Genomic DNA, 24,919 nt, shown 5'->3' with positions numbered 1-24,919 from the left:
ACACGCCCCGCTCACAGGCACTGCACACAAAGATCGCCGTCAGGAAGCCACTTCCCTAATCGAGCACCACAAGCTCGGTGGGGTCGTAGTCCACGCCCATAAAGGTAAGACCGCATGCGGGCGCCGTAGGACCGGCAGCGGAGCGATCGCAGGCATCAATTACATCGCGCATCCACTCGGGATCGCGGCGATGCATGCCGATCTCGACAAGGGTGCCCACAATGGTTCGCACCATCGAATGCAAAAACGCATTGCCCTCGATGGTAAACGTGAGGATGTCCTCGCCAAAGGCGACCTCATGGTCAAACTCGGCACGCATTACGCAGCGGTGCGTAGGTTTGCCCACGGCAGAGGCGACCTTGCAAAAGCTCTTAAAGTCCTGCTCGCCCAAAAGCGCAGGGCAGGCGGCCGCCATCGCATCGACGTCGAGGGGATAGCGATGCCACCACACGGCACCGCGTGACAGCACGGGCCGCGCATCACGGTCGGCAATGCGATAGGTGTAAGTACGAGAGCGCGCGTCAAAACGTGCAGAAAAGCCCTTACGAGCCTTGTAGACCTCGTTTATGGCGATATCTTTGCCCAGGAGGGCATCCATAGCCCTCAGCCACCTACGGCGCGTCAAAGCGAGCTCAGCGTCCGTTACAGGCACGCTGATGTATTGGGCCACCGCATGAACTCCGGCATCGGTACGCCCCGCGCACGTCAGATCGATTGGGCGGCGCAGCAACGTCTCGATTGCACGGCGCAGCTCGCCTGCAACCGTCGTCTGGCCCGGCTGCTCGGCAAATCCGCTATAGGAGGAGCCATCGTAGGCCACGCGAAATACAAGGGTGGCGTCGAGCTCGGGGGTCGAATTGAAATCAGACGGCGCAGTCATGGGCGCTCCCAACAAACTAGCAACGGTATTGCGACAAAAAAAGAGGGGTACGCGAACGTACCCCTCGAATATAGCCTATGCAGACAGAATGTCTACTCAGCGGTCTCCTCAGCAGGAGCCTCCTCGACGGCCTCGACCTTCTTGGGAGCAGCGGCCTTCTTGGGGGCCGGAGCAGCCTTCTTGGCCTTAGGCGTGCAAGGCTCGGTGACGAGCTCCATGATAACGATAGGAGCGTTATCGCCCTTACGGTTACCGAGCTTCATGATGCGGGTGTAACCGCCGTTGCGGTCCTGCCACATGCCCTGAGCAGCCTTGTCGAAGATCTCGGCAACGAGCTGCTTATCGCCGAGCTTGGCGATAGCCAGACGACGAGAGTGCAGATCGCCCTTCTTGGCCCAGGTGATGATCGGGTCGACGACCGAACGCAGCGCCTTAGCGCGGGTCTCGGTGGTCTTGATGCGGTCGTTCTCGAAGAGGGCCTTAGCAAGGCTCTTCTTCATGGCCTTGGTGTGGCTCGCATCGGTGCCGAGCTTCAGGCCCTTCTTAACGTTGTGACGCATGGTCTAGTTTCTCCTCAAATATGCGAAGCATTAAGCCTTCAGGCTCAGGCCCATGGACTCAAGCTTGTCCTTCACTTCCTCGATCGACTTAACACCGAAGTTACGGATGTTGAGCAGATCGTTCTCCGAGAACTCAACGAGCTGACGGACCGAGTGAATGCTGGCGCGCTTAAGGCAGTTGTAGGAACGGACGGAAAGGTCCAGATCCTCGATCTGCTTGTCCAGCTCGGCGTTGTCGTTGGTGACCTCGGGAGCGAAGATCGAAGCCTCCTCCTCGACCTCGGGGGTCTCGGCAAGGTTCATAAAGGCGGCCATATGCTGGTTGATGATATTGGCAGCCTGGACCACGGCGTCGCGCGGAGCGATGGAACCGTTGGTCTCGATCTCGAGGACAAGGCGGTCGTAGTCGGTATGCTGGCCGACACGGCAAGCCTCAACGAGCTTGGCGCAACGGGACACCGGCGAGTACAGCGAGTCGACGTTGATCACACCGATGGGATCGTTGTCACGCTTGTTAGCCTCGCCAGAGACATAGCCGCGGCCATAGCCGATGCGCATGCTCATGGTGAGATGGCCACCCTCGGTGAGCGTAGCAATGTGCTGCTCGGGGTTGACCAGCTCAAACTCGGACGGAATAAAGAAGTCCGCACCGGTGACCTCGCAGGGGCCGTCAACCGAGATGGTGGCGGTCGCCTCGTCGGTCGTGCCGAGAGCCCTGAAGACAAGACCCTTGACATTCAGGACGATGTCGGTGACATCCTCGACCATATTAGGGATGGTCATGAACTCGTGCTGCGCACCATCGATCTGAATGGCCTCGACGGCGGCACCCTCGAGCGAGGACAGAAGAACACGACGAAGCGAGTTACCCAGCGTATCGCCGTAGCCACGCTCGAGCGGCTCGACGGAGACACGAGCAGAGGTCTCGTTGATCTCTTCGACCTGAACCTGAGGCCTAATGAATTCTGACATGTATTACCTCCAGCCTCAGCAGCCCGGATGGACTACTTAGAGTAGAGCTCGACGATGAGCTGCTCGTTGATATCACCGCTGATCTGCTCACGCGTCGGCAGAGCGAGCACGTTACCAGACAGCTTCTCGATATCGACCTCGAGCCAGCCAGGGACCTCAAAGCGCTCGGAGGAAATCAGGGCCTCCTTGATGGGGAGGAGGTCACGGAACTTCTCGCCGACAGCGACGACGTCGCCGGCCTTGACGCGGTAGGACGGAATGTCCACGCGCTTGCCGTTCACGGTGAAGTGACCGTGACGGACGGACTGACGAGCCTCTTTGCGGGTGCGAGCGAAGCCCAGACGGAAGACGACGTTGTCGAGGCGAGACTCAAGAATGATCATGAGGTTCTCACCGGTGACGCCGTTCATCTTACGGGCCTTGTTGAAGTAGCCGTGGAACTGCTTCTCCAGAACGCCATAGATGAACTTGACCTTCTGCTTCTCACGCAGCTGCATGCCGTACTCAGATTCCTTGCGACGGCGCTTGGGCTGACGGATAGATTCCTTCTTGCTGCTGTAACCGAGCTCAGCGGGATCGATCCCGAGCTGACGGCAGCGCTTAAGAACAGGAGTCCTGTCGATTGCCATATTGATACGATCCTTTCAGTTACACGCGGCGACGCTTCTTGGGGCGGCAGCCGTTGTGCGGAATGGGGGTCTTGTCCTGGATGCTCGAGACCTCGAGGCCAGCAGCCTGGAGGGAGCGGATGGCGGTCTCACGACCGGAGCCGGGGCCCTTGACGAAGACGGAAACCTTCTTCATACCGTGCTCCATGGCCTGCTTGGCAGCAGCCTCGGCAGCCATCTGGGCAGCGAACGGCGTGGACTTACGGGAGCCCTTGAAGCCCACCTGGCCAGCCGACTTCCAGGAAATGACGTTGCCCTGGGGATCGGTGATCGAAACGATCGTGTTGTTGAACGTAGAACGAATGTGAGCCTGGCCCACGGAAATGTTCTTACGGTCCGCGCGCTTCAGACGGGCAGCGCGAACGTTCTTCTTAGCAGTAGCCATCTATCTAGCGCTCCTTATTTCTTCTTCTTAGCACCGATCTGACGCTTCGGGCCCTTGCGGGTACGAGCGTTAGTGTGGGTGCGCTGGCCGCGGACCGGGAGGCCCTTGCGGTGACGAAGGCCGCGGTTGCAGCCGATGTCCATAAGGCGCTTGACGTTCTGGTTGCGCTCACGGCGGAGGTCGCCCTCAACCATGATCTGATTCTTATCGATATAATCGCGGATGGCGTTAACCTCATCCTCGGTGAGGTCCTTAACGCGCGTGTCCACGTTAACGTTGCACTCGACGCAAATCTTCGTCGCAGTGGTGCGGCCGATGCCGTAAATGTAGGTCAGACCGATCTCAACGCGCTTCTCACGCGGGAGGTCGACACCATTAATACGGGCCAACGTAGTCTCCTCTCTTAACCCTGACGCTGCTTATGACGGGGGTTCTCGCAAATGACGAGGACCTTGCCATGGCGCCTAATGATTTTGCACTTATCGCACATCTTCTTGACCGAAGGACGTACCTTCATCGTTCTTCCTTTCGGTAGCGCTCAAACTACTTCCCTACTATCTACTCGCCCAGCCGCAGGCGTTTAAAACTATGGCTGGTCTTCACACGCAAACCGACCGTAGGTTGAGCTAAGCCTGCAGTCGGAAAAGAGCGTGTATGCGTGTCGCTATTTATAGCGATAGGTGATGCGACCGCGGGTCAGGTCGTACGGGGAAAGCTCCACGACAACCCTGTCACCGGGGAGAATGCGGATGTAATTCATTCGGATCTTGCCAGAAATATTGCACAGAACCGAATGACCGTTCTCGAGCTCGACCTTAAACATGGCGTTGGGCAGCGGTTCCTTTACCGTACCCTCGAGCTCAATTGCGTCTTCCTTCTTCACAAGCAATCATCTTTCTCTAGAAAACGACAGCGATTGAGTATTCTACAACACGTATGCACGCATCGTAATAACTTCGTAATGGCTCCACAACTAAGTGGAACTTGTTACATTTGTAATGTAAAACAAAGCCGTTCCCTGATGCCCAAGATCGCCTTGAAATGAGAAGGCATAGACCTTGGGGTCATGCCTTCGAAATTGAAAGGCGAGGTTGGGCATCAGGGGGCGGCGACTTTTACATTTCTCCGCCTTGGAGCGAACACCAAGCACCTTGGGCATCCGTGGTAAGAATCACCGGGCCGTCATTGGTAATGGCGACGGTGTTCTCGTAGTGCGCGGCGGGCAGGTGGTCGTTGGTCGTAACGATCCAACCATCGGAGCCCGTGCTCACATGATTGGAACCCATCGTAACCATCGGCTCGATGGCGATGACCATACCAGCCTGGAGGCGAACGCCCCTCCCCTTCTTTCCATAGTTAGGAACGTTGGGGTCCTCGTGCATCACGCGGCCAATGCCATGCCCCACGTAATCGCGAAGCACGCCGTAACCGTGAGACTCGGCGAGGGACTGAACAGCATACCCGACGTCCCCGATATGGTTACCGGGAACAGCCTGCTCGATGGCAGCCTTTAGGCAATCGCGCGTAACCTCGCACAGGGCCTTGGCCTCGGGGGTGGGGGTGCCGACGAAAAACGTCCAAGCGTTATCGCCGACCCAACCGTCAACGACAGCTCCCGTATCGATGGAGATGATATCGCCATCGCGCAGGATCATATCGGGGTTGGGAATACCGTGAACCACGGCATCGTTGATCGAAGCGCAAATGGTCCCCGGGAAGCCGCCGTAACCCTTAAAGGCCGGGGTGCCGCCATGCATGCGGATAATCTGCTCGGCAAGCTGATCGAGCTCGAAGGTCGACACGCCGGGGCGAACCATGGCTCCAACGTGGCGGAGCGCCATCTTAGATAGCGCTCCTGCCTTCTTCATCTGCTCAATTTGCGTTGCAGACTTAATCTTGATCATAGACCGAGAGCCTCTTTGACATCCCCGTACACGGTCTCGCGAGCCTGGTCACCGTTGACCGACTTGAGCAGACCCTGACCACGATAGTAGTCGACGAGCGGGCTCGTGGACTTCTCGTAGACGTCGAGACGGTTCTTGATGGTCTCGGGCTTGTCGTCGTCGCGCTGATACATCTCGCCGCCGCACTTGGGGCAGGTGGCATCGGCAGCGGTGCCGGTGTAACCGCAGGCGCGGCAGGTGCGACGCGAAGACAGACGATCGATGATGACCTCGGGGGCCACATCGACCAGAAGGGCGCAGTCGATCTCGCGACCCATGGCGGAGAGCTCGGAATCGAGCGTCACAGCCTGGGCGGTGTTGCGCGGGAAGCCATCGAGGATGAAGCCCTGCTGGGCGTCATCGGCGGCAAGGCGATCCTTGACAAGGTCGATCACGAGCTGGTCGGGAACAAGCTCGCCAGCGTCCATGTACTTCTTAGCCTGAATACCAAGCTCGGTGCCACCCTTGACGGCAGCACGCAGCAGGTCGCCCGTGGAAATGTGAGCGACGCCAAACTCGGCGACGAGCTCCTGTGCGACGGTGCCCTTACCGGCACCCGGAGCTCCGAGCAATACGAGGTTCATGAGCAATCCTCCTCTAGCCTATTTAAAGAATCCATCGTAATCATACATCTTGATCTGGCCTTCGAGCTTATCGACCGTGTCGAGCACGACGCCGACCATGATGAGGATGGACGTGCCGCCAAATGCCTGGATCAGCTGGTTACCCGTGAAGGAGAAGATGATCGAAGGCACGATGGCGATGAGCGCCAAAAAGACAGCGCTGGGAAGCGTGATCTTGTTGAGCGCGTTCTTGATGTAGGCCGCGGTAGCCCTACCCGGACGGACGCCCGGAATAAAGCCGCCCTGCTTCTTAAGGTTGTCGGCCGTGTCATCGGGGTTGAACACCATGGAGGTGTAGAAGTACGCGAAGAACACGATGAGGACAACGTTAAGCACCCAGTTGAGCCAACCGGTCGAAAGCGCAGAGGCAACTGCCTGGATCCAGCCGATGCCGGGGAAGAACACGGCAATCTGGGCCGGGAAGTACAGCAGCGCCGAAGCGAAGATGATCGGCACGACGCCCGCGGTGTTGACCTTGATGGGCAGGTAGGTGGTCTGACCACCCATCATGCGACGGCCCACGACGCGCTTAGCGTAGGAGACCGGGATGCGGCGCTGGCCGCGCTCAAGGAAAACAATCAGCGGGATGACCAGCAAGATGATGGCGCAGATGATCACCATGGTGATGATGCCACCGGCATTGCCCTCGGTGCTGGAGAAGATCGCCTGCGGCAGGCCGGCCATGATGTTCGCGAAGATGATCAGCGACATGCCATTGCCGATACCGCGCTGGGTGATGAGCTCACCAATCCACATGATCAGCATGGCGCCCGCGGTGAGCGTGCCGACGATCATGAGGTCGAAGATGATCTCGGGAGCGCCGGCGCCAGTAAAGCTGATGCCGAAGCTCTTAAAGAGGAAGAGGTAACCCACGGAGTTGAGGATTGCCAGAGCCAGAGTGAGGTAACGCGAATACTGCGTAATCTTGGTCTGACCGACCTCGCCCTCGCGGGCAAGCTCATGCAGGGAAGGCACAACGGCCTGGAGCATCTGGAGGATGATCGAGCTGGTGATGTAAGGCATGATGCCCAGGGAGAACACCGAAACATAGCTCAACGCGCCACCAGAGAAAAGATTCAGGAGGGCCATAGCACCTGCGGCGACCGAATTGTTATCGGTCGAGAAAAGGCCCAGCATCCCCTGGAAGGGAATGCCGGGCACAGGAACGTGCGCACCAATGCGGTACACGACGAGCATAGCTATGGTAAAAAGAATCTTTTCGCGCAATTCTTTGATGCGGAAAGCATTCTTAAGACCATTTAGCACGGCAGCTCGACCTTTCCGCCGGCGGCCTCGATCTTGGCCTGCGCAGAAGCGCTGACCTTGTCGACCTTGACCGTGAACTTCTTGGTGAGCTCACCATTGCCGAGCACCTTGACGGGCTCGAACTCGCTCTTGGTGATGCGAGCGGCCTTAAGAGCGGCACCGTCGATCACAGCGCCGTCCTCGAACTTGCGCTCGAGACGCTCAACGTTAACAGCGGTGTACTCGATACGACGGGGGTTGCGGAAGCCCGGAAGCTTGGGCAGGCGCATAGCCAGCGGAGTCTGGCCACCCTCGAAGCCGGCACCCTTGGTGCCGCCAGAGCGGGAACCCTGGCCCTTCTGACCGCGGCCAGAAGTGGTGCCGTGACCCGAAGAATTGCCACGGCCGACGCGCTTGCGGTTCTTGGTGGAACCGGGCGCGGGAGTAAGATCGTGAAGCTGCATTTGCTACTCCTCTACAATCTCGACAAGGTGCTTGACCTTGAAGATCATGCCGCGGACGGACTCGTTGTCAGCAATCTCGCGAACCTCGCGGATCCTGTGGAGACCGAGGGCACGGACAGTACGGACCTGGTCCTGCTTGCAACCGTTGGTGCTGCGGACCTGCTTGATCTTGATGGTGTCAGCCATGCTTAGTTCTCCTTACCGACGAACATCTCGGAGACCGTCAGGCCACGGCGAGCCGCGACGTCCTCAGGGCTGGAGAGCTCCTTGAGGCCCTCGACGGCAGCCTTGATGATGTTGAGGCCGTTGTCGGTACCGAGGGACTTGGACAGGACGTTCTTGATGCCAGCAAGCTCGAAGAGGGGACGCACAGCGCCGCCGGCGATAACGCCGGTACCCTCGACAGCGGGCTTGATGATGATGCGGCCGGCACCAAAGTGACCGAGAACCTCGTGCGGAATGGTGCCCTGCTCGGTCACCGGCACGTGGAACATGTTCTTCTTGGCATCGAGAGACGCCTTGGAGATGGCCATGGGCACCTCAGCGGACTTGCCCATGCCAACGCCGACGTTGCCCTTGCCGTCGCCAACGACGACGAGAGCGACGAGGCTCATGCGACGACCACCCTTGACGGTCTTCGACACGCGGTTGATGTAAACGACGCGCTCCTCGAACTCGGAGGCCTCGCGCTGCTGCTTCTGATTACGAGCCATGTGCTACATACCTCCTAGAACTCGAGACCGGCGGCACGAGCACCGTCGGCGAGGGCCTTGACGCGGCCATGGTAGATACGGCCACCACGATCGAAAGCGACCTTGGTGATGCCGGCCTCGATGGCACGCTTGCCAACGAGCTGACCGACCTTCTCCGCAGCCTCCTTGTTCGAGGTGTGGGTGCCCTTGAACTCGGCCTCGAGGGTCGAGGCGGAGACGAGCGTCAGGCTGGAGCCCTTGCTGTCGTCGATGATCTGGGCATAGATGTTGGCGTTAGTACGGGTCACGCGAAGACGCGGACGCTCGGCGGTACCCGAGACCTTGCCGCGAACACGACGCTGACGACGCTTGAGGCCTTCCAGCTTCGCCTTATGCTTGTTCATACGTAAACTCCTAAAAAGGTTGATCTTGCCAGCACCTAACGGGGTGCTGGTCTTATGCGAGTGAGTCAGTTACGACTACTTGGCGGCCTTACCCAGCTTGCGGCGGATGTGCTCGCCAACATAGTGGATACCCTTGCCCTTGTAAGGCTCGGGAGGACGATGGCCGCGGATCTCAGCGGCGATCTGACCGACCTGCTGCTTGTTGATACCCTTGACGTTCACGTGGGTGTTGTCGGGAACCTCGAAGGTGATGCCCTCGGGAGCCTCGACGATCACGGGGTGCGAGAAGCCCAGGGAGAACTCGAGGTTCTTGCCCTTCTGCTGCACGCGGTAACCGACGCCGGCGAGCTCGAGCTTCTTCTCGAAGCCCTCGGAAACGCCAACAACCATGTTGTGGATGAGGGCGCGGGTGAGGCCGTGGCGGGCACGGGTCTCACGCTCGTCGTCGGGACGGGAAACGGTGAGGACGTTGTCCTCGACGTTGATAGCGAGCTTCTCAAAGACATCGAGCTCGAGCTGGCCCTTGGGGCCCTTGACGACAACGTTGTTGCCGTTGACTGCCACTTCGACTCCGGCGGGAATCTGGACAGGCTTATTACCGATACGAGACACGGTGATCTCCTTTCCTTCTACCTACCGAGCGAATTACCAGACGAAAGCGATGATCTCGCCGCCGACGTTGTGCTTGCGAGCATCGCGGTCGGTCATAACGCCATGGCTGGTGGAAATAATGGCGGTACCAAGGCCACCGCGGACGCGGGGCATGTCGGCAACGCCGGTGTACTTACGCAGGCCCGGCTTGGAAATGCGGCGGATGCCGTTGATGACCTTAGCCTTCTTGGGACCATACTTAAGCGTGATGTGCAGAGTCTTCTGGGGAACGGTGTCCTCGACATCGTAGCCCTCGATGTAGCCCTCCTCGTGCAGAACACGAGCGATCTCGACGAGCTTCTTGCTGCTCGGCATGGAGACCGTGGCCTTGTTCACAGAGTTAGCGTTACGGATGCGCGTAAGCATATCTGCGATCGGGTCTGTAAGGTTCATACAGATTCTCCTTCGTTCTTGATGAACACGTGCTCTTGGTTCTTCGCCGCCCTTAACGGCAAAGCCTATTTAGCGCGTTTTCCCTGTTCCAAACTGATGCTTGAAACGCTGGTAGTGACTTACCAGCTGGCCTTCTTAACGCCGGGAAGCTCGCCCTTGAGTGCAAGCTCACGGAAGCAGACACGGCACAGGCCGAACTTGCGGTACACAGAGTGCGGACGGCCGCAGCGCTGGCAGCGCGTGTACTCACGAGTAGAGAACTTCTGCTTGCGATTGCACTTGACGATCATCGATGTCTTAGCCACTTATATCCTCCTCACATAGAGTATTGTTCGCCCCAAGCGCCGCCCCCTTGTGGGAACGGCGCTTATAGGGCAGGTGAACCTATTTCTTGAACGGGAAACCGAAGGCGTCCAGAAGGGCCTTGGCCTCCTCATCGGTGTTGGCGGTGGTCACGAAAGTGATGTCCATACCACGCTGGTGATCGACGGAGTCGAAGTCGATCTCGGGGAAGATGAGCTGCTCGGTGACGCCCATGGAGAAGTTACCACGGCCGTCGAAGCTCTTGGCGGAGATGCCGCGGAAGTCGCGGATACGGGGGATCGCGACGGAGGTCAGACGATCGAAGAACTCCCACATACGGTCGCCACGCAGGGTAACCTTGCAGCCGATCGGCATACCAGCGCGCAGGCGGAAGGTAGCGATGGACTTGCGGGCACGGGTGATCATCGGCTGCTGGCCGGTGATGGCGCGCAGGTCGCGCACGGCACCGTCGATGGCTTTGGAATCGGTAGCGGCCTCGCCGACACCCATGTTCACGACGATCTTCTCAAACTTGGGGATCATCATGACGTTCTCGTACTGGAACTTTTCCTGAAGCTGCTGCTTGACCTCGTTGTTGTACTTGGTCTTCAGACGCGGCACATACTTCTCTTCTGCCATTGTTCACTCCTTCTTGGGGTTTTAAGCACGGGGCGTGGCCACGATGGGTTGTCCTCGTGCCTCCTGGCTGCATCCGCGCCGCTCATGGCATTTCGCGGTTTGGACTCGACGCAGCAGGAGCCGACAAAACAATCGGTACTATACGCGCATCGGGAGCGTATTTCCAGAAAAACCTCGTCTGCCTGCACAACTCCACAACTCCCCCGCACAAATGGGTCCCAAAAAGCAGTTGCGGTGAAATAGGGACTGTTGGGCGACCTAACAGGCTTAAACAATCCGTATTTCACCGCAACTTATTGGTGGGGATGCGATTAGCGCTTGCGGGGGACGAGTTTGGTGCGTCGCAGGTGGATCATCTCGGCGGCGATGGAGATGGCGATCTCCTCGGGGTCCTCGGCCTCGATGGCGACGCCGATCGGAAGGTGCAGCTCGTCGATCTGGTCCTGCGTAAAGCCTTCCTGCTCCAGGCGGGCACGCACAAAGGCCGTCTTGCGGCGCGAACCCAGACAGCCCAGGTAGGCAGGCTTGGCGCGCATGGCCTGAATCACCACGTCGATATCGGACTTGTGACCCGCCGTGGCGACGACCACCAGGTCGCGCGGGCCGATGGGGCACTGCTTGCTCAGGCTCTTGTAGTCGACCAGACGACGGTCGTAGACACCGGGCACCCAATCGGGGGTCAGCGTGCCGGGGCGGTCGTCGCACGCCACGACGGCAAAGCCCGCCGCCATGAGCACCCGCGCCGTCGCGGCGCCCACGTGGCCGCAGCCAAAGATATAGGTCAGGCCCTCGGGGCAGAGCGTCTCGATGTGCGCGGGAGGAATCTCGGAGGCGGCGTTAGTGTAGGTGACGTTACTCCCCTCCTCCACCAGTGAAAGCCCGGGGCAGCCCGCAATGGTATGGCGCGATGCCTCGCCATGGTACTCGGCCACATCGCCCTCGAGCGCGCTTGCGATAAACGGCTCAAAGTCAATGACGAAGTCGCCGATGCGTCGATACGCCAAGACGTCGGCAATTTCCTGGAACAACGGTACCTTGGTCTCGTCCAGGTGCAGATAGCACAAGCAGATAGCTCCGCCGCAGATCATGCCGGTATCGGAGTTCTCGCCGCCCATGGTGTAGCGGACCAGACGCGATTTACCCCCGGCCAGCAGCTCGCGCGCCTCATTCAGCGCAAAGAGCTCAATCTTGCCGCCGCCGATAGTGCCCGCCTGGCTTCCATCGGCAAAGACGGTCATCCATGCGCCCACGCCGCGCGGCGACGACCCCGCCGTGCCGGCCACGACCACGAGCTCGCACGTCTCGCCAGCACGCAGGGCGGCAAGCGCCGCATTCACCACATCGAGCTTTTCCATTGCAATTTCCTATCCCTGGAATACACCGATGAGCATGGCGAGTGCCTCGAGCACACCGCCGCCGACCGACGTCGCCTTGTCCGAAATGTAGTTGATATAGCTGGCATCGCCGCGCGGATCGACATCGGCGCATTTAAAGCCCTCAGTCACCTGCACGCCGTTCGCCAAAAGCCCGCGCAGACAGCCATCGATCTGCGTGCACATGGGCGAATCGCCCGCGTAGCCAATCACGTCTCCGGCGCTCACGATGTCGCCGATCGCGCGGTCGGACCGAAACACGCCGGCGGCGGGGCTGTGGATAACGCGCTCTCTTCCATAGCCAGCGATAATGCCCGGCACGCCCGTGTTGGGTTGGGGCGAACCCTGGGTAATGACACGGCCCAGGAAATGCCCGCGCATGGTTTCGACCACGGCGTCGCAGTCAACCGGCGCGGTAAAGCCCGGCCCCACGGCGATGACGGCAGGCGCCATGTCGCGCGTGGTACCCAGGTTGCGCTTAGCCAGAATCGCGTCGACCACGGCAGCGGGTTTCAGCTCGCCGAGCATCTTGGCCTGGGGGTCCACCACAACGGCGACGTCTCCAGCCTCGGTAATTGCAAGCGCCTCTGCCGGCGTCTGTGCCAAGCGAGCGCGAATGCCCTCGACCTCGACCTCGCCCAAGCGAATAGCCTCGCAAAAACTGATTGTGCGGCGGATGCACGTGGGAACCGCGATATCGGCCATAACGACCGACACGCCGGCGCGCACCAAGCGAGCGGCGACGCCCGTGGCGATATCGCCGGCGCCGCGAACATAAACGAGCATTCCCGGGACACCTCCCTGTGCTACGGTTTGAGCAGAGCAAATGCGGTTCGACCGCTACTCTGATGATTATTTATTATCACAGTATTATACGGCGGTGAACAGATGGAAACGACGAGCGGAAACCTTGCCTCCGCGCTCAAGATCGAGCCGGGCATTACCGCAATTATCGGCAGTGGAGGCAAGTCGACCTTGCTGAAGACGCTCGGCCTTGAGCTTATGCGCGCTGGCGGCCGCGTGCTCCTCTGCACCACCACGCATATGCTTCCCGTTGCCGGCGTGCCATGGGACGGGTCGAATCGTCGCCTGGACGCCGCGCCTTGGAAGCCAGGTGCCCCACACGCCCCAGGCTGCACCTGCGAGGCCTGCGCGGGGCTTGCACGCGGAGGCATCTGCCAGGCAGGCATCTTGGACCCGGAGACAGGCAAGCTCTCCGCCCCCGCCGAGCCACTCGGCGAGCTGGCACAGCGCTTTGACTATGTGTTGGCCGAGGCAGACGGTAGCAAGCGACTCCCGCTCAAGGCGCATGCCGCCTGGGAGCCGGTAATTCCCGCCGCCACGGCAAACGTTGTCTGGGTCGTCGGCGCCTCGGGACTGGGCAAACCCGTCGCCGAGGTTGTCCACCGCCCCGAGCTCTTTTGCGAGCGTTGCGGCTGCGAGCTCACCGACACTGCCACCCCAGAGCGCGTCGCCCAGGTGCTCAATGCCGAGCTGCGGATGCTGAACCTCAACAATGCCCGCATCATGCTCAACCAAGTCGACACGCTTGCCGACCCAACGATGGCAGATCGCTTCGAAGCAGCCCTCGGCCGTTCCATCATCACCACCAGCCTCAAAGGGTAGCTAATTTGGCGTCGTCCCCGTTAGCGGGGCACGTAGCGACCGGGCTGAGCTCCGGTGGGCTCGCCATCGCGCGCCACCAGCACGCCGTTGACGTAAACAGCCTTGGCGCGGCCATGTGCCTCAAAACCCTCGAGCGGCGTGTAGTCCACGGCCTGATGCTGCGTCGCGGCGCTGATCGTCCAGCGCGCCTTGGGATCCCACACGCACACGTCGGCATCGGAGCCCTCGGCAAGACAGCCCTTGCGCGGATACATGCCAAAGACGCGCGCCGGGTTCTCGCTCATCAAGCGGCAGAGGTCCTCGGGTCCCAGCTGTCCCTCAAAGCTCGTGGCAATCGCGACGGGACGATGCTCCACGCCGGGCCCGCCGTTGGGAATCGCGCGGAAATCGTCGCGCCCGCGGTCCTTTTGCCCGTGCAGGTTAAAGCTGCAATGATCGGTCGCAATCGTATCGATCTCGCCGGCCACAAGCGCCTCGCGCAGTGCCGCACGGTCACCGGCATGGCGCAGCGGCGGGCTCATCACGTACTTGGCGCCCGCAAAGCCGTCCTCGCCCTGCTCCAGATAGCAGGTGTCGTCAAGCATCAGATATTGGGGGCAGGTCTCGACATAGATATTCTTCTGCCCGCGCGCTTTGGCAGCACGAATGGCCCCGAGCCCCAACTTGGTCGAAAGGTGCACCACGTTGACTGGGGCGTCGCCGGCCAGGTGCGCCAGATACAGCAGGCGGCTCACGGCTTCGGCCTCACACACGTCCGGGCGGCTGAGCGCATGCCCCTCGGGCCCATGAATCCCCTGCTCGTACACGCGCTTCTGCAGCTCATTCACCAGCGTACCGTTCTCGCAATGCACGCACAGTATGCCGCCAATACGCTTGAGCCCCTCGAGCACCTCGAGCGTCTCGGCATCGTCCAGGCGCAAATGATCGTAGGCAAAGTAGGTCTTAAACGACGATACGCCCGCCTCGCGCATAGCCGAAAGATCGGCGCGGTTGCGTTCATTCCACTCGGCGAGTGCCATATGAAAGGCGTAGTTGGCCGTGCAGGTTCCGTCGGCACGGCGATGCCACTCGGCCAAGGCATCGGGCATGGTCACGCCGCGATCAGCCGTCGCGTAGTCCACGATGGTCGTCGTACCGCCGCAGGCAGCCGCACGCGTGCCGGTTTCAAAGCTATCGGCTGTCCAATCCATGCCAGTCCAGCACTGCATGTGCGTGTGGCCGTCGATAAAGCCGGGAAACACCCAGCAGCCCGCGGCGTCCTCGACGGTATCGCCCTCGGCCGGCTCAATCGCCGCGGCAATCCGCACAATCTTGTCGCCCTCCATGGCAAGATCGGCGCGGCGAAGCCCCTGGGGCGTCACGAGCGCGCCGTTTTTGATGATGATCATGTTGCTCCTTATTGATTAATACAGTTGGCCACGCGATCAAAATACGAGCAGGCCGCGATATGCTCCGTTATGCGTCGCTGTCCCTCTGCGGTATCGACATCCCACAGCTCGTAGGCACGCGCCTCGACCAGCACCACGTCGGTACGGTCCTTGAGAATCGAGCCCCCGCCGTCCTTGCCCTCAAGACGCATGAGTGCATCGAATAGTTCCGCCGGAAAGAGCACCGGGCTCGAAGGCTCACCGTTGCACGCCAAACGCACCGGATGTTTGCGGCCACGCTCGTCAAACGCGCGAACCATGGCCTCAAAAGAGTCCGTGCTCACAAGCGGCTGGTCGCCCGGCAAAAAGAGGCAACCTTTCCAGTTGCGTTCGACTCCCCACGAAAGGCCCGCACGGACGCTTTCGCTGCGCAGCTCGCCATCGTGCAGAACGCACGGGCAATGCTTGTCCTCGCAAATCTGAGCGACCTCGGGCCAACGCGTCGAAACCACGACGTCAAAGCCCCGGGGAACCGAATCGATGGCCCGGGCAATCAGCGGCTCGCCATAGATATCGGCAAGCATCTTGTTAGAGCCAAACCGCTTGCCCTCGCCCGAAGCCATAATGACGCATCCAAGTCTCATGGTGATACCTCCCCCGAAACCATCGTACCCATAACTCGCGCCGCGGGCATCCACATCGAAAGCGCTTATCCCGCACGCCCGCGATGCAAAAAAGGGCACCCCGCCGGTTGGCAGAGCGCCCCCTTTACATGGCTTACCTCAACCCGGCTTTAGGCCTGGAGCCAACGGGCGGTGTTGCGCTCGTCGAGGGCCTTGAGGGTAGCGGCGGGATCGGCAACCTTCTGCAGGAACATCATGGCAGCGATGGCGTACGGCTTGTAGCTGGCCTCCTTGTACATGCCCACGCGGTGCATGTCGAAGACGTCGGCGTTAACCTCGCCGTGCTCACAGGAAACACCGGAGATGTCGGCGGGCAGCGGGTGCATAAAGATGGTGTCTTGGCCGTTGGCAGTCTTCTCCATGAGCTCGGTCGTGGAGCACCAGTCCTGATGGGTGGCGTTCTGGGCGAGCAGCTCCTTCTCGAGCGCTGCGATGCCGGCGTCGTCGCCCTCGGCGTACAGGTTGGTGCGCTTCTCCATGGCGGCAAACGGAGCCCAGCTCTTGGGGATCACGATGTCGGCGCCCTCGAAGGCCTCGGCCATGGTGTTGACCTGCTTAAAGGTGGTGCCGGACTCGGCGGCGTAGCCCTTGGCGCGCTCGACGACCTCGGGCATGAGGTCATAGCCCTCGGGGTGAGCCAGGGTGACGTCCATGCCAAAGCGGGGCAGCAGGCTGATCAGCGACTGCGGGCAGGACAGCGGCTTGCCGTAAGAGGGCGAATAGGCCCAGGTGACGGCAACCTTCTTGCCCTTGAGGTTCTCGAGGCCGCCAAACTCGTTGATGAGGTAGAGCATGTCGGCAGAGGACTGCGTGGGGTGGTCGGAATCGGACTGCAGGGAGATGAGCGTGGGACGGTGATCCAGAACGCCGTCCTCGTAGGCCTGCTGCACGGACTCAGAGACCTCGGCCATGTAGGCGTCGCCCTTGCCGATGTACATGTCATCGCGGATGCCGATGACGTCGGCCATGAAGGAGATCATGGTAGCGGTCTCGCGGACGGTCTCGCCGTGAGCAATCTGGGACTTCTTCTCGTCCAGGTCCTGCAGCTCGAGGCCGAGCAGGTTGGCGGCCTTAGAGAAGGAGAAGCGCGTACGGGTGGAGTTGTCACGGAACAGGGAGACGGCCAGGCCCGAGTCGAAGATCTTGGACGAAACGTTGTTCTCACGCAGCTCGCGCAGTGCGTCGGCGACGATGTAGAGAGCCTTGAGTTCATCGGTGGTCTTGTCCCAGGTGTGCAGGAAGTCGCTGCCGTACATACCCTTAAAATCGAGGCCGTTCAGCTGCTCGACGAGCTCGGTAAACTTAGCGTCCATGGAAATGTCCTTTCTAAAGATGAAACGATCGCAGTGAGTAGATGTGCTCCGGCATGCGCGTGTGGCTAGAACATGCAGAGCACCATGACGAGGACCCGCCACCGTTGAGGAAGCATGGGAGATAACGACCGCGGGCCCCAAGTCAACAGGGGGTGCCGGGGACACGAGCGGCCCCCGGCTCAACAAAATCGAGGAATGGGACTAATCGATCTTGTTGTTGGTCAGACCGGCGCGGAACACGGTGGCGTCGCCATCGGCCTGGCTCGGATCGTAGAGGTTCAGGGCAGCCACGTACATGGCGGCAGCGGTGACCAGGTCGTCCTTGTAGGTGACCTCGTTGGGAGCATGAGCCTGAGACTCGGCACCCGGGCCAAAGCCCACGCAGGGGATGCCGTAGCGGCCCTGGATGGAGACGCAGTTCGTGGAGAAAGTCCACTTGTCGCACAGCGGGCGACCGGTACGCTTGTCCATGCTGGGCTCACAGCCGATGCGCTCGTCACCAAACATGGCCTTGTGGGCGTCGACGAGGGCCTTGACGTGCGGAGCGGTCTCCTTGTTGATCCACGTGGGGAAGTAAGCCTCGGTCTCGTAGACCTCGCCGGTCCAGGACGGACGGTCGTACATGTACATGGAGACCTTCACGTCGTCGCCGTACTTCTTGGCGGCCGGCAGGTTGCGGATCTCGTCCAGGCAGGACTCCCAGGTCTCGCCGGCGGTCATGCGACGGTCGATGGAGATGGCGCAGGAATCGGCCACGGCGCAGCGGCTGGGGCTGGTGTAGAAGATCTGGCTGACGGTGCAGGTGCCGCGGCCCAGGAAGCGGGCGTCCTCGAAGTGCTCGGGATTGTACTTGGGGTCGAGCATCTTGACGAGACCCTTGATGTCGGTCGACTCGTCGCACACGTTGTTGTTGAGGGCGCGGACGTCGGCGATGATGTCGGCCATCTTGTAGATGGCGTTGTCGCCGCGGTCGGGAGCGGAGCCGTGGCAGGAGGTACCGTGAACGTCGACGCGGATCTCCATGCGGCCGCGGTGACCGCGATAGATGCCGCCGTCGGTGGGCTCGGTGGAAATGACGAACTCGGGCTTAATGCCGTCCTTGTTGTAGATGTACTGCCAGCACATGCCGTCGCAGTCCTCTTCCTGGACGGTGCCGACGACCATGATCTTGTAGCCCTCGGGGATGAGGCCCATGTCCTTCATCATCTTGGCTGCGTAGGTAGCGGAAGCCATGCCACCCTCCTGGTCGGAGCCGCCGCGGCCGTAGATGATCTCGTCGGTCTCGTAGCCCTCATAGGGATCGGCGTCCCAGTTCTCGATGTTGCCGATGCCGACGGTGTCGATGTGAGAGTCGATGGCGATGATCTTGTCGCCCTCGCCCATAAAGCCCATGACGTTGCCCAGGCCGTCGACCTTGACCTCGTCATAACCAAGGCTCTCCATCTCGGCCTTGATGCAGGCAACAACCTCACCCTCCTCGCAAGACTCAGAGGGATGGGAGATCATAGCGCGCAGGAAGCGAGTCATATCAGCACGATGGGACTCAGCAGCAGCCTTGATAGCGTCGAAATCGAGTTCTTTAGCCATTGTTCATAACCTTTCAAACGAAGGAATCTACCTGTGAGGTGGCGGAGCGATACCTATTTACTCCGCCCCAACGATTAGCAAGTGGGATATTCGCCTTCCCAAACAATGCGGCGATACTGGTCGGGATCGGTGTCGCCCTCGGTGGAGAAGCAGAGCACGGAGCTCGTCTTGTCCAGGCCGATGAGTTCCTTGAGCTCGGCGTACTCGGGATCGAGCATGAGGGTCTCGACCAGGCCGGTGGTCACAGCGCCGGACTCGCCGGAGATGACGCGCGGGTCGCCCTTCTCGGGAGCGCCCAGGGTGCGCATGCCGCGAGCGGTGACCCAGTCGGGGCAGGACACGAAGGCGGTGACGTGGTTGCGCAGGATATCCCAGCCCAGAATGTTGGGCTCGCCGCAGCACAGACCGGCCATGATGGAGGGCATGTCGCCGTCCACGATGCGCGGATCGCCGTCGCCGGCGGCAGCGCCCTTGTACAGACAGGCGGCAGGCGCGCACTCAGCCACGACGAAGGTGGGCGGGTTATCGGGATACAGGTTGGTGAAGTAGCCCACCACGGCGCCGGCGAGCGAACCCACGCCAGCCTGGACAAACACGTGCGTCGGGCGGTTGATGGCCATCTCGCGCAGCTGCTCGGCAGCCTCGGAAGCCATGGTGCCGTAACCCTCCATGATCCAGGACGGGATCTTCTCGTAGCCCTCCCAGGCGGTGTCCTGAACGATGACGCCGCGCTCGCAGGCGTCGGCCTCGGCAGCGGCCATGCGCACGCACTCGTCGTAGTTGACCTCTTCGATGGTCACCGTTGCGCCCTCGGCGGCGATGTTATCAAAGCGGGGCTTGGTGGAACCCTTGGGCATGTGCACGACGGCCTTCTGGCCCAGCTTGTTGGCAGCCCATGCCACACCGCGGCCATGGTTGCCGTCGGTGGCGGTAAAGAAGGTAGCCTGGCCAAAGTCCTTGACCAGCTGATCGGAAGTCAGGTAATCGAAGGTGCACTCGGCAACGTCCTTGCCGGTCTCGTCGGCAATGTAGTTGGCCATGGCAAACGAACCGCCCAGAACCTTAAAGGCGTTGAGGCCAAAGCGATAGCTCTCGTCCTTAACGCACAGGTTGGACAGACCCAGGCGCGCAGCCTGGCCGTCCAGGCGGGCAAGCGGAGTGACGGTGTACTGGGGGAACGACTGGTGGAAGGCGCGGGCCTTCTTCACGTGGTCGAGACTCATGATTCCCAAGTGCTTGTCATCGCTCTTGGGCATCGTGTTGCCCGCCCACTGGATCTTATCGGCCATACGGTGAACTCCTTAAGTCCTCTCTTGCCGGCTCCCGCATACGCGTTTCAGCCCATTCCCATTCATGCGACTGAACTTTTATGTGGATGCCAAACAAAAAGTTTGTTAGCACTGTTCTATCACACTTTTTGATTGGCAAACCTAACAAATTGTTTGTTGCCGTAATCGGTACTTTTTCGCCGCCGAACGGTCATGAATTGCCTTGTTGATGGATTTGTTTGCGAACAGATGTGGTTTATGGCAAAGTGTGCCCAAACTAATTTTTAGGAAGGCACCCATGACCCCCGCACAGATTGAGTTTTACAAGCGCCTCGCACACGGCCTGGCGCTCCAATTTGGCCCCAACTGCGAAGTCGTCGTCCACGATCTGGAGACCGAGGACGTGGACCACTCCATCGTAGTGATCGAAAACGGCCACGTCAGCGGGCGCAAACTGGGTGACGGCCCCAGCCATATTGTGTTTGAGTCCATGCACGAGGGCAGCACCGACGTACACGACCGCGAGCCGTACCTCACTAAAACCACCGATGGCAAGCTGCTCAAGTCCTCGACCATCTTTATCCGCAACGACGAAGGCAAGCCCGTCGGCATTTTGGGCATCAACTTTGACATTACGCTTATGAAGGCTTTTGAGCGTTCGCTCGACGCCTTTACCGGCACCGGCGGCACGGGCTATACCGAGCCCGAGCCCATTACCAAGAACATCGGCGACCTGCTCGAGGACCTGCTGCACGAGTGCGAGCAGTTTGTGGGCAAGCCCGCGGCACTCATGACCAAAGACGAGCGCATTCGTGCCATTGGCTACCTCGACCGTCGCGGCGCCTTCCTCATTTCCAAGTCGAGCGAGCGCGCCTGCGAGTTCTTTGGCATCTCCAAGTACAGCTTCTATAGCTACCTCAATGAGGCCAAGGCGGCGGCCGGCGACAAGTAGGCACTCGCCTGGATTGCCCCTCCCCTTTTGGGTGCGAGTTCTGGAAAGCACGAATCCAAGACCGGGCCGCTTGGGAAGTTCCATATAATCGATGTCATTAGTATTTCGAAAGGATGGAACAGAATGGCGTTGAGCAAGGCATCATGCACCGGTCGCGGATTGATTCCGGCAATTGGTGGACATGTGCACCGCATGTTCGATGAGGGTGAAGACGACCTGTTTTCGCTAAGCCTTGACGACGTGATGGATGATCGCCCGTGGACCGCCGACGAACTCATGGGCGGCGGGGCTCGCCCGTCAAACCCCAATCCCGCACTTGCGCCTAAGCCCGCATCTGCGCCGACTCCTGCGCAGTCGCCCGTTTCGACGCCCGCGCCTACGCCCGCACCCACTTCGGCGCCCACGCCCGCTCCCCGCCCCGCAAGCGACCCGTCCGAGACGGCGGCATTTCTCGCTGCAGCGACGCAGGGCAAATCGGCCGACAGCACCGTTATGTACAACGCCCAGCAGTTACCTGTTCCTGCGGCACGCAAGCTTCCGGTCACAAGGCTCGATGAGCCCGTTGCCCATCAGGTTGCCCACGATTCCTGGGCTGCAGCCGATCTGGATGAGACCTCTACCGGCATGCCGGCGCTCGATGTTCCAGTTAACCCGCTTTTTGCCGCCAACACGGGCGCCGCGGACTATGAGGGCGGTGCGGCATATTCCGATTATTCCGATGACTATGCTGGCAACGGTCGCATCGAGACAGAGGATTATGGCACCGCATCGAGCGATTATCTCAACGATCCGTACGCTGCCACGCCTGCACCGGAATATGACCCGGAGGCCGCGTCCGCACCGGCGTATACCAAAAGCACGGGCGAAGAGCGCTTCGCCGATTATTACGCCAAGGAAAAGGCGCTGCGTTTCTCGGAATTTCCGCAGGCAGTCAAGGTTGCCTTTATCGCCATTGTCATTGCCCTGCTCGGCGTCATTGCGTTTGAGGGATTCCAGCTGTTCCGCGGCCCCACCCAAGCGGAGTCGGAGACCCAGCAAAAAGAGGACGATAACCAGTACCTGGACATCAACACCCTCAAGGGCGACCCCAACGACGAGGACGACGAGTAGCGAGGGCTGAAGGCGGCCGCAGGATCCCGCATCCAGCACCGACTTCTAAGTGCCGTTTTGTCATCCAGCTACACTTTTCCGGATAATTTGCCTATCGAATTTGACACTTTTCCGAAGTTTTAAAGTGCCCATTTCGACACTTTTCCGGATGAAAGCCGAATAATCACTTGGGAAACTAACGCCGTTCACGCGTCATTTCGCAGGCGGCGTTTGATTTCCGTCCGTACACGCTGATAGACTTCCTCTTGCCCGCAAGGAGTGGGCGCGTTTTATCCAGAGTCGGGGTAGAGAGTTGGCTCCACGATCCCGACGCCAACCGGCCAAGAGGCACGGTGGCCCTGCCAACATCGATGAAAGGAGTCCGTATGGACAATTTCTCCGTGCGCAGCGAGCGCAACTTCCACAACCTGACAGCCAAGCCAAAACGAATGCATCTTCTGGACAAGCCGAACGGCTACGCCTCGGCCATGGTCAAGAGCAGGCTCTCCCACCAGATGCGCTTTACGGTGCAGAAACTCGAGGGAGTGCTTTGCACTACCGGCAATCCGCACGTACTGCAGATTCAGCTGCTCGGAGACGACTCGCGCGAGCCGTCTAGCTGGAAGCTCTTTGCCGACGGCGCGTGTGTCGCAAGCGGGTCCGGAGCCTTTGCCCGTGAGTACTTCTGTGAGGGAGCCGAGGTGTTCCTGGACCTGTGCCGCGATGCCGTCGAGGCTGTCGAGCTGCGCCAGTGGAGTCAAAGGGAGTACGAGCTGCTGAGTGCCGTGCGCGGGATTGCAATGATTTAGAAACAGAGCGGTGGCGTTATCGAACTGTCGACGCCGCCGCCTCCCCAATGCCCGTCGTGCTCAACGATCAGATCGACCTCAAGGCCCTTCTCATCTCGGAAATAATGAACACTGTTGTCGACACCGCCGTAGGTGGAAAGGAACACGCGCACGTCGCGCAGGATGAGATTCTCAAAGAGCATCCCCAGCGTTTGCATATCGCCAAGCAGCCGCTCAGGGGTACCCCCCAGCAACGCCGCCGCAAGTGACGGGTCACAGAAGTAGCGCTTGGGGCGCACGCGAACGCGGGCCTTCGAGCGCACATACTGGCCTGCTCTCTCGCGCAAGCTCGTCCGAAAACCCAAGGTTTGCAGGTCACCGCTCCTGCAGCACCAGCGGGCGACGTCATCCTGCGAAATTACGCCATTCTCAATGCAGTTTTTACGCCGTTTTCATTGTAGGTTTTACGCTCGGCATCCTTGGCGCGGCGCTTGCTCAACCACCGGACCAGCGAATTGCCCGGATTCTGGGACGTGCTTTCCGCTCCAGGCCTCTACCGGAAAATGCGTCCCACTCTGAGGCCGAAATCTGGGATGCGCTTTCCGCCAAAGGGAAAGCGCGTCCCATTCCGAGCATCACATCAGAGCGCGCTTGGTTATCTCCGCTCGCACATCTCGGCAAACGAGATCAGCTTGACGTCTCCCCTGCTATCCGCGGCATCCCGACATCCCTGCGTAAAGCCGCTTTTTGAGAATAGTGCATAGCTTTTTCGTTGCCGTCTAAAGAGCTCGCTTCGGTGCACGAGCTTTTGCAGCACGTCTTCGCCCACCGGTTCATTGCGCCATTTGCACTCCGCAAACAGAGCAGTGCCCTCGCCATCGTCAACAATTAAGTCGATTTCTTCCTGCGTATGCGTGCGATTATCCGTCCCCCACCAGCGCCCGACGCTCGCCGGAACCACATCGAGCCGGCCTGCGCGCGCGAGTTCGTACACATATTGCCTGCATATAAGCTCAAAGACCGTACCCATGTAATCCGATACGTGCGACTCAATGCGTTTATACGCCATCTCGGCCATATCGTTTTGAATCAGCCCGATGTTCTGCGGAACAAACTTGTACCAGAACCTAAACATCTGATCGCTCAGCAGATACACGGCTCGCTTATTGCTCGTCTCGTTTAGGGGCAGCTCGCGCTCGACAATCCCAAGCGACGCCAGCTTATCCACATAGCTCTTTACGTTGCTCGCAGGGATTCCCGTAGAGCTCGCAATCTCCGAGATCTTCGAGCGCCCCTGAGCAATTGCTTGCACGATCGCATCATATTGCTCGGGATTGCGGCACTCTTGCATTAGCAGGTTACTCGGCTCCTCAAAGAGATAGCCCGTAGGAGTAAGAAAAAGACGTTTGATGTTGTCCTTGAGCGGTGCGGCAGGATCGACTTTCTCGATATAAGCAGGAATGCCGCCCGTCATACCATAGCAAACTGCAGCGTCTTCGCGACTCATGCTCTGCCACAGGCCGAGGGTCGTCGTAAAATCAAGCGGCATGATCTTAAACTGGGCCGTACGCCTACCGTATAGTGGGCTCTCGTAGCCCAACACCTGTTCCTCCATAAACGAAAGAGACGAGCCGCATAGAATCAGCATGAGCTTGGTCTCTTTGTACAGGTGATCGATCTTGTCTTGCAGCAACGAGCTGATCTCGGGATTCGATTGGGCGAGATAGGGGTACTCGTCAATCACGACAATCAAACGTTCCGTGCGAGCCATGGTAGCCAATGCATCGAACGCCTCGTCAAAACTACGAAACGACACGCCTGCAGCACCAACCGAACCCGCAAGTATCGCCTGGCTAAAGCCGTGCAGATTTGCCTCTGCATTGGTACGACGAGCTTGAAAGTAAATAGCCTTCTTGCCTTGGATGAACTCTGTGATAAGACGCGTTTTACCCACACGACGGCGGCCGTAAATCACGGGCATCTCAAAGGAGCCCGTGCCATACAGTCGATTGAGCTCGGATATTTCCGCTGTTCTTCCGATAAACATAGGG

The 24,919-nt window shown here is 59.9% G+C and carries 32 protein-coding genes and 1 riboswitch; of the genes, 4 read left to right on the top strand and 28 right to left on the bottom strand.

Annotated features, from left to right (window positions below; genetic code table 11):
• Positions 1-55: 55 nt before the first annotated feature.
• The 21 genes from truA to yqeB all read right to left on the bottom strand — a co-directional run bounded on the left by truA (position 56) and on the right by yqeB (position 12,981).
• Positions 56-880, bottom strand: a complete 825-nt coding sequence (gene truA / locus GPK42_RS08110) for a tRNA pseudouridine(38-40) synthase TruA (protein WP_215694731.1) — start codon at positions 878-880, stop codon at positions 56-58.
• A gap of 92 nt (positions 881-972) precedes the next feature.
• Complete coding sequence (gene rplQ / locus GPK42_RS08105; RefSeq protein WP_006235277.1) at positions 973-1,440, bottom strand: 50S ribosomal protein L17; 468 nt, start codon at positions 1,438-1,440, stop codon at positions 973-975.
• 30 nt (positions 1,441-1,470) lie between these two features.
• The gene (locus GPK42_RS08100; protein WP_195246761.1) at positions 1,471-2,412 is read right to left on the bottom strand and encodes a DNA-directed RNA polymerase subunit alpha; all 942 of its coding nucleotides are present in this window, start codon (positions 2,410-2,412) and stop codon (positions 1,471-1,473) included.
• Between the two features lie 32 nt (positions 2,413-2,444).
• Positions 2,445-3,041, bottom strand: a complete 597-nt coding sequence (gene rpsD, locus GPK42_RS08095) for a 30S ribosomal protein S4 (RefSeq protein WP_006235275.1) — start codon at positions 3,039-3,041, stop codon at positions 2,445-2,447.
• A gap of 19 nt (positions 3,042-3,060) precedes the next feature.
• Positions 3,061-3,465 (bottom strand): 30S ribosomal protein S11, encoded by a 405-nt coding sequence (gene rpsK, locus GPK42_RS08090; protein ID WP_006235274.1) that lies wholly within the window; start codon positions 3,463-3,465, stop codon positions 3,061-3,063.
• A 14-nt stretch (positions 3,466-3,479) separates the two neighbouring features.
• On the bottom strand, positions 3,480-3,854 hold the full coding sequence (gene rpsM, locus GPK42_RS08085; protein WP_022094275.1) for a 30S ribosomal protein S13: 375 nt from the start codon (positions 3,852-3,854) through the stop codon (positions 3,480-3,482).
• Positions 3,855-3,868: 14 nt separating this feature from the next.
• Positions 3,869-3,982 carry a 50S ribosomal protein L36 gene (gene rpmJ, locus GPK42_RS08080; RefSeq protein WP_006363204.1) on the bottom strand — a complete coding sequence of 38 codons (114 nt, stop codon included), beginning with the start codon at positions 3,980-3,982 and terminating at the stop codon, positions 3,869-3,871.
• Positions 3,983-4,129: 147 nt separating this feature from the next.
• Positions 4,130-4,348 carry a translation initiation factor IF-1 gene (gene infA / locus GPK42_RS08075; RefSeq protein ID WP_035137443.1) on the bottom strand — a complete coding sequence of 73 codons (219 nt, stop codon included), beginning with the start codon at positions 4,346-4,348 and terminating at the stop codon, positions 4,130-4,132.
• Positions 4,349-4,580: 232 nt separating this feature from the next.
• Positions 4,581-5,369, bottom strand: a complete 789-nt coding sequence (gene map, locus GPK42_RS08070) for a type I methionyl aminopeptidase (RefSeq protein ID WP_006235270.1) — start codon at positions 5,367-5,369, stop codon at positions 4,581-4,583.
• Positions 5,366-5,992 (bottom strand): adenylate kinase, encoded by a 627-nt coding sequence (locus tag GPK42_RS08065; protein ID WP_215694730.1) that lies wholly within the window; start codon positions 5,990-5,992, stop codon positions 5,366-5,368. Before GPK42_RS08065 ends, map begins: the two co-directional genes overlap by 4 nt.
• Before the next feature lie 18 nt (positions 5,993-6,010).
• On the bottom strand, positions 6,011-7,297 hold the full coding sequence (gene secY, locus GPK42_RS08060) for a preprotein translocase subunit SecY (protein WP_117734357.1): 1,287 nt from the start codon (positions 7,295-7,297) through the stop codon (positions 6,011-6,013).
• Positions 7,291-7,740 (bottom strand): 50S ribosomal protein L15, encoded by a 450-nt coding sequence (gene rplO, locus GPK42_RS08055; RefSeq protein ID WP_006235267.1) that lies wholly within the window; start codon positions 7,738-7,740, stop codon positions 7,291-7,293. The genes secY and rplO overlap by 7 nt, the downstream gene beginning before the upstream one ends.
• Before the next feature lie 3 nt (positions 7,741-7,743).
• Entirely contained in the window at positions 7,744-7,926 is a 183-nt protein-coding gene (gene rpmD, locus GPK42_RS08050; protein WP_006235266.1) for a 50S ribosomal protein L30, read from the bottom strand.
• Positions 7,927-7,928: 2 nt separating this feature from the next.
• Positions 7,929-8,453, bottom strand: coding sequence for a 30S ribosomal protein S5 (gene rpsE, locus GPK42_RS08045; protein ID WP_006235265.1), 525 nt, complete (start codon positions 8,451-8,453; stop codon positions 7,929-7,931).
• Between the two features lie 14 nt (positions 8,454-8,467).
• Positions 8,468-8,836, bottom strand: coding sequence for a 50S ribosomal protein L18 (rplR, locus tag GPK42_RS08040; protein ID WP_055252235.1), 369 nt, complete (start codon positions 8,834-8,836; stop codon positions 8,468-8,470).
• A gap of 75 nt (positions 8,837-8,911) precedes the next feature.
• Positions 8,912-9,448, bottom strand: a complete 537-nt coding sequence (gene rplF / locus GPK42_RS08035; RefSeq protein WP_006235263.1) for a 50S ribosomal protein L6 — start codon at positions 9,446-9,448, stop codon at positions 8,912-8,914.
• Between the two features lie 33 nt (positions 9,449-9,481).
• Positions 9,482-9,880, bottom strand: a complete 399-nt coding sequence (gene rpsH, locus GPK42_RS08030; protein WP_215694729.1) for a 30S ribosomal protein S8 — start codon at positions 9,878-9,880, stop codon at positions 9,482-9,484.
• A gap of 119 nt (positions 9,881-9,999) precedes the next feature.
• Complete coding sequence (locus GPK42_RS08025) at positions 10,000-10,185, bottom strand: type Z 30S ribosomal protein S14 (protein WP_022094280.1); 186 nt, start codon at positions 10,183-10,185, stop codon at positions 10,000-10,002.
• A gap of 79 nt (positions 10,186-10,264) precedes the next feature.
• A complete protein-coding gene (rplE, locus tag GPK42_RS08020; protein ID WP_152073525.1) occupies positions 10,265-10,822 on the bottom strand; it encodes a 50S ribosomal protein L5 in 558 nt (185 codons plus the stop codon).
• A 311-nt stretch (positions 10,823-11,133) separates the two neighbouring features.
• Entirely contained in the window at positions 11,134-12,177 is a 1,044-nt protein-coding gene (locus GPK42_RS08015) for an XdhC family protein (protein WP_215694728.1), read from the bottom strand.
• A gap of 9 nt (positions 12,178-12,186) precedes the next feature.
• Complete coding sequence (gene yqeB, locus GPK42_RS08010) at positions 12,187-12,981, bottom strand: selenium-dependent molybdenum cofactor biosynthesis protein YqeB (protein ID WP_215694727.1); 795 nt, start codon at positions 12,979-12,981, stop codon at positions 12,187-12,189.
• A 102-nt stretch (positions 12,982-13,083) separates the two neighbouring features.
• Between yqeB and yqeC the strand changes: the two genes are divergently transcribed.
• A complete protein-coding gene (yqeC, locus tag GPK42_RS08005) occupies positions 13,084-13,821 on the top strand; it encodes a selenium cofactor biosynthesis protein YqeC (RefSeq protein ID WP_215694726.1) in 738 nt (245 codons plus the stop codon).
• Between the two features lie 20 nt (positions 13,822-13,841).
• Here yqeC and hydA read toward each other — a convergent pair whose 3' ends face one another.
• The 5 genes from hydA to dpaL all read right to left on the bottom strand — a co-directional run bounded on the left by hydA (position 13,842) and on the right by dpaL (position 20,060).
• The gene (gene hydA, locus GPK42_RS08000; protein WP_215694725.1) at positions 13,842-15,209 is read right to left on the bottom strand and encodes a dihydropyrimidinase; all 1,368 of its coding nucleotides are present in this window, start codon (positions 15,207-15,209) and stop codon (positions 13,842-13,844) included.
• Positions 15,210-15,217: 8 nt separating this feature from the next.
• Complete coding sequence (locus tag GPK42_RS07995; RefSeq protein ID WP_195232232.1) at positions 15,218-15,832, bottom strand: nucleotidyltransferase family protein; 615 nt, start codon at positions 15,830-15,832, stop codon at positions 15,218-15,220.
• A 149-nt stretch (positions 15,833-15,981) separates the two neighbouring features.
• Positions 15,982-17,184: a knotted carbamoyltransferase YgeW gene (ygeW, locus tag GPK42_RS07990; protein WP_055287465.1), complete on the bottom strand. Its 1,203-nt coding sequence runs from the start codon at positions 17,182-17,184 to the stop codon at positions 15,982-15,984.
• Positions 17,185-17,385: 201 nt separating this feature from the next.
• Positions 17,386-18,771: a YgeY family selenium metabolism-linked hydrolase gene (locus GPK42_RS07985; RefSeq protein ID WP_215694724.1), complete on the bottom strand. Its 1,386-nt coding sequence runs from the start codon at positions 18,769-18,771 to the stop codon at positions 17,386-17,388.
• Positions 18,772-18,845: 74 nt separating this feature from the next.
• Positions 18,846-20,060, bottom strand: coding sequence for a diaminopropionate ammonia-lyase (gene dpaL, locus GPK42_RS07980; protein ID WP_215694723.1), 1,215 nt, complete (start codon positions 20,058-20,060; stop codon positions 18,846-18,848).
• Between the two features lie 277 nt (positions 20,061-20,337).
• Between dpaL and GPK42_RS07975 the strand changes: the two genes are divergently transcribed.
• The 3 genes from GPK42_RS07975 (at position 20,338) to GPK42_RS07965 (ending at position 22,889) form a co-directional block, all read left to right on the top strand.
• The gene (locus tag GPK42_RS07975) at positions 20,338-20,991 is read left to right on the top strand and encodes a helix-turn-helix transcriptional regulator (protein WP_035137462.1); all 654 of its coding nucleotides are present in this window, start codon (positions 20,338-20,340) and stop codon (positions 20,989-20,991) included.
• 123 nt (positions 20,992-21,114) lie between these two features.
• Positions 21,115-22,101, top strand: a complete 987-nt coding sequence (locus tag GPK42_RS07970; RefSeq protein ID WP_195232244.1) for a hypothetical protein — start codon at positions 21,115-21,117, stop codon at positions 22,099-22,101.
• Positions 22,102-22,367: 266 nt separating this feature from the next.
• A riboswitch (SAM riboswitch) is annotated at positions 22,368-22,458 on the top strand.
• Positions 22,459-22,466: 8 nt separating this feature from the next.
• Positions 22,467-22,889 carry a hypothetical protein gene (locus GPK42_RS07965; RefSeq protein WP_215694721.1) on the top strand — a complete coding sequence of 141 codons (423 nt, stop codon included), beginning with the start codon at positions 22,467-22,469 and terminating at the stop codon, positions 22,887-22,889.
• Here GPK42_RS07965 and GPK42_RS07960 read toward each other — a convergent pair.
• Together GPK42_RS07960 and GPK42_RS07955 are read right to left on the bottom strand one after the other, a co-directional pair.
• Positions 22,886-23,215, bottom strand: a complete 330-nt coding sequence (locus GPK42_RS07960; RefSeq protein ID WP_252200215.1) for a DUF4143 domain-containing protein — start codon at positions 23,213-23,215, stop codon at positions 22,886-22,888. The two genes, GPK42_RS07965 and GPK42_RS07960, sit on opposite strands and share 4 nt — an antisense overlap.
• A 308-nt stretch (positions 23,216-23,523) precedes the next feature.
• A complete protein-coding gene (locus GPK42_RS07955) occupies positions 23,524-24,915 on the bottom strand; it encodes an AAA family ATPase (protein ID WP_215694720.1) in 1,392 nt (463 codons plus the stop codon).
• Positions 24,916-24,919 lie beyond the last annotated feature (4 nt).

This window comes from Collinsella aerofaciens (genome assembly GCF_018785265.1).
GTDB classification, from domain to species: domain Bacteria; phylum Actinomycetota; class Coriobacteriia; order Coriobacteriales; family Coriobacteriaceae; genus Collinsella; species Collinsella aerofaciens_AI.
This window is presented reverse-complemented; position numbering and strand designations above follow the sequence as displayed.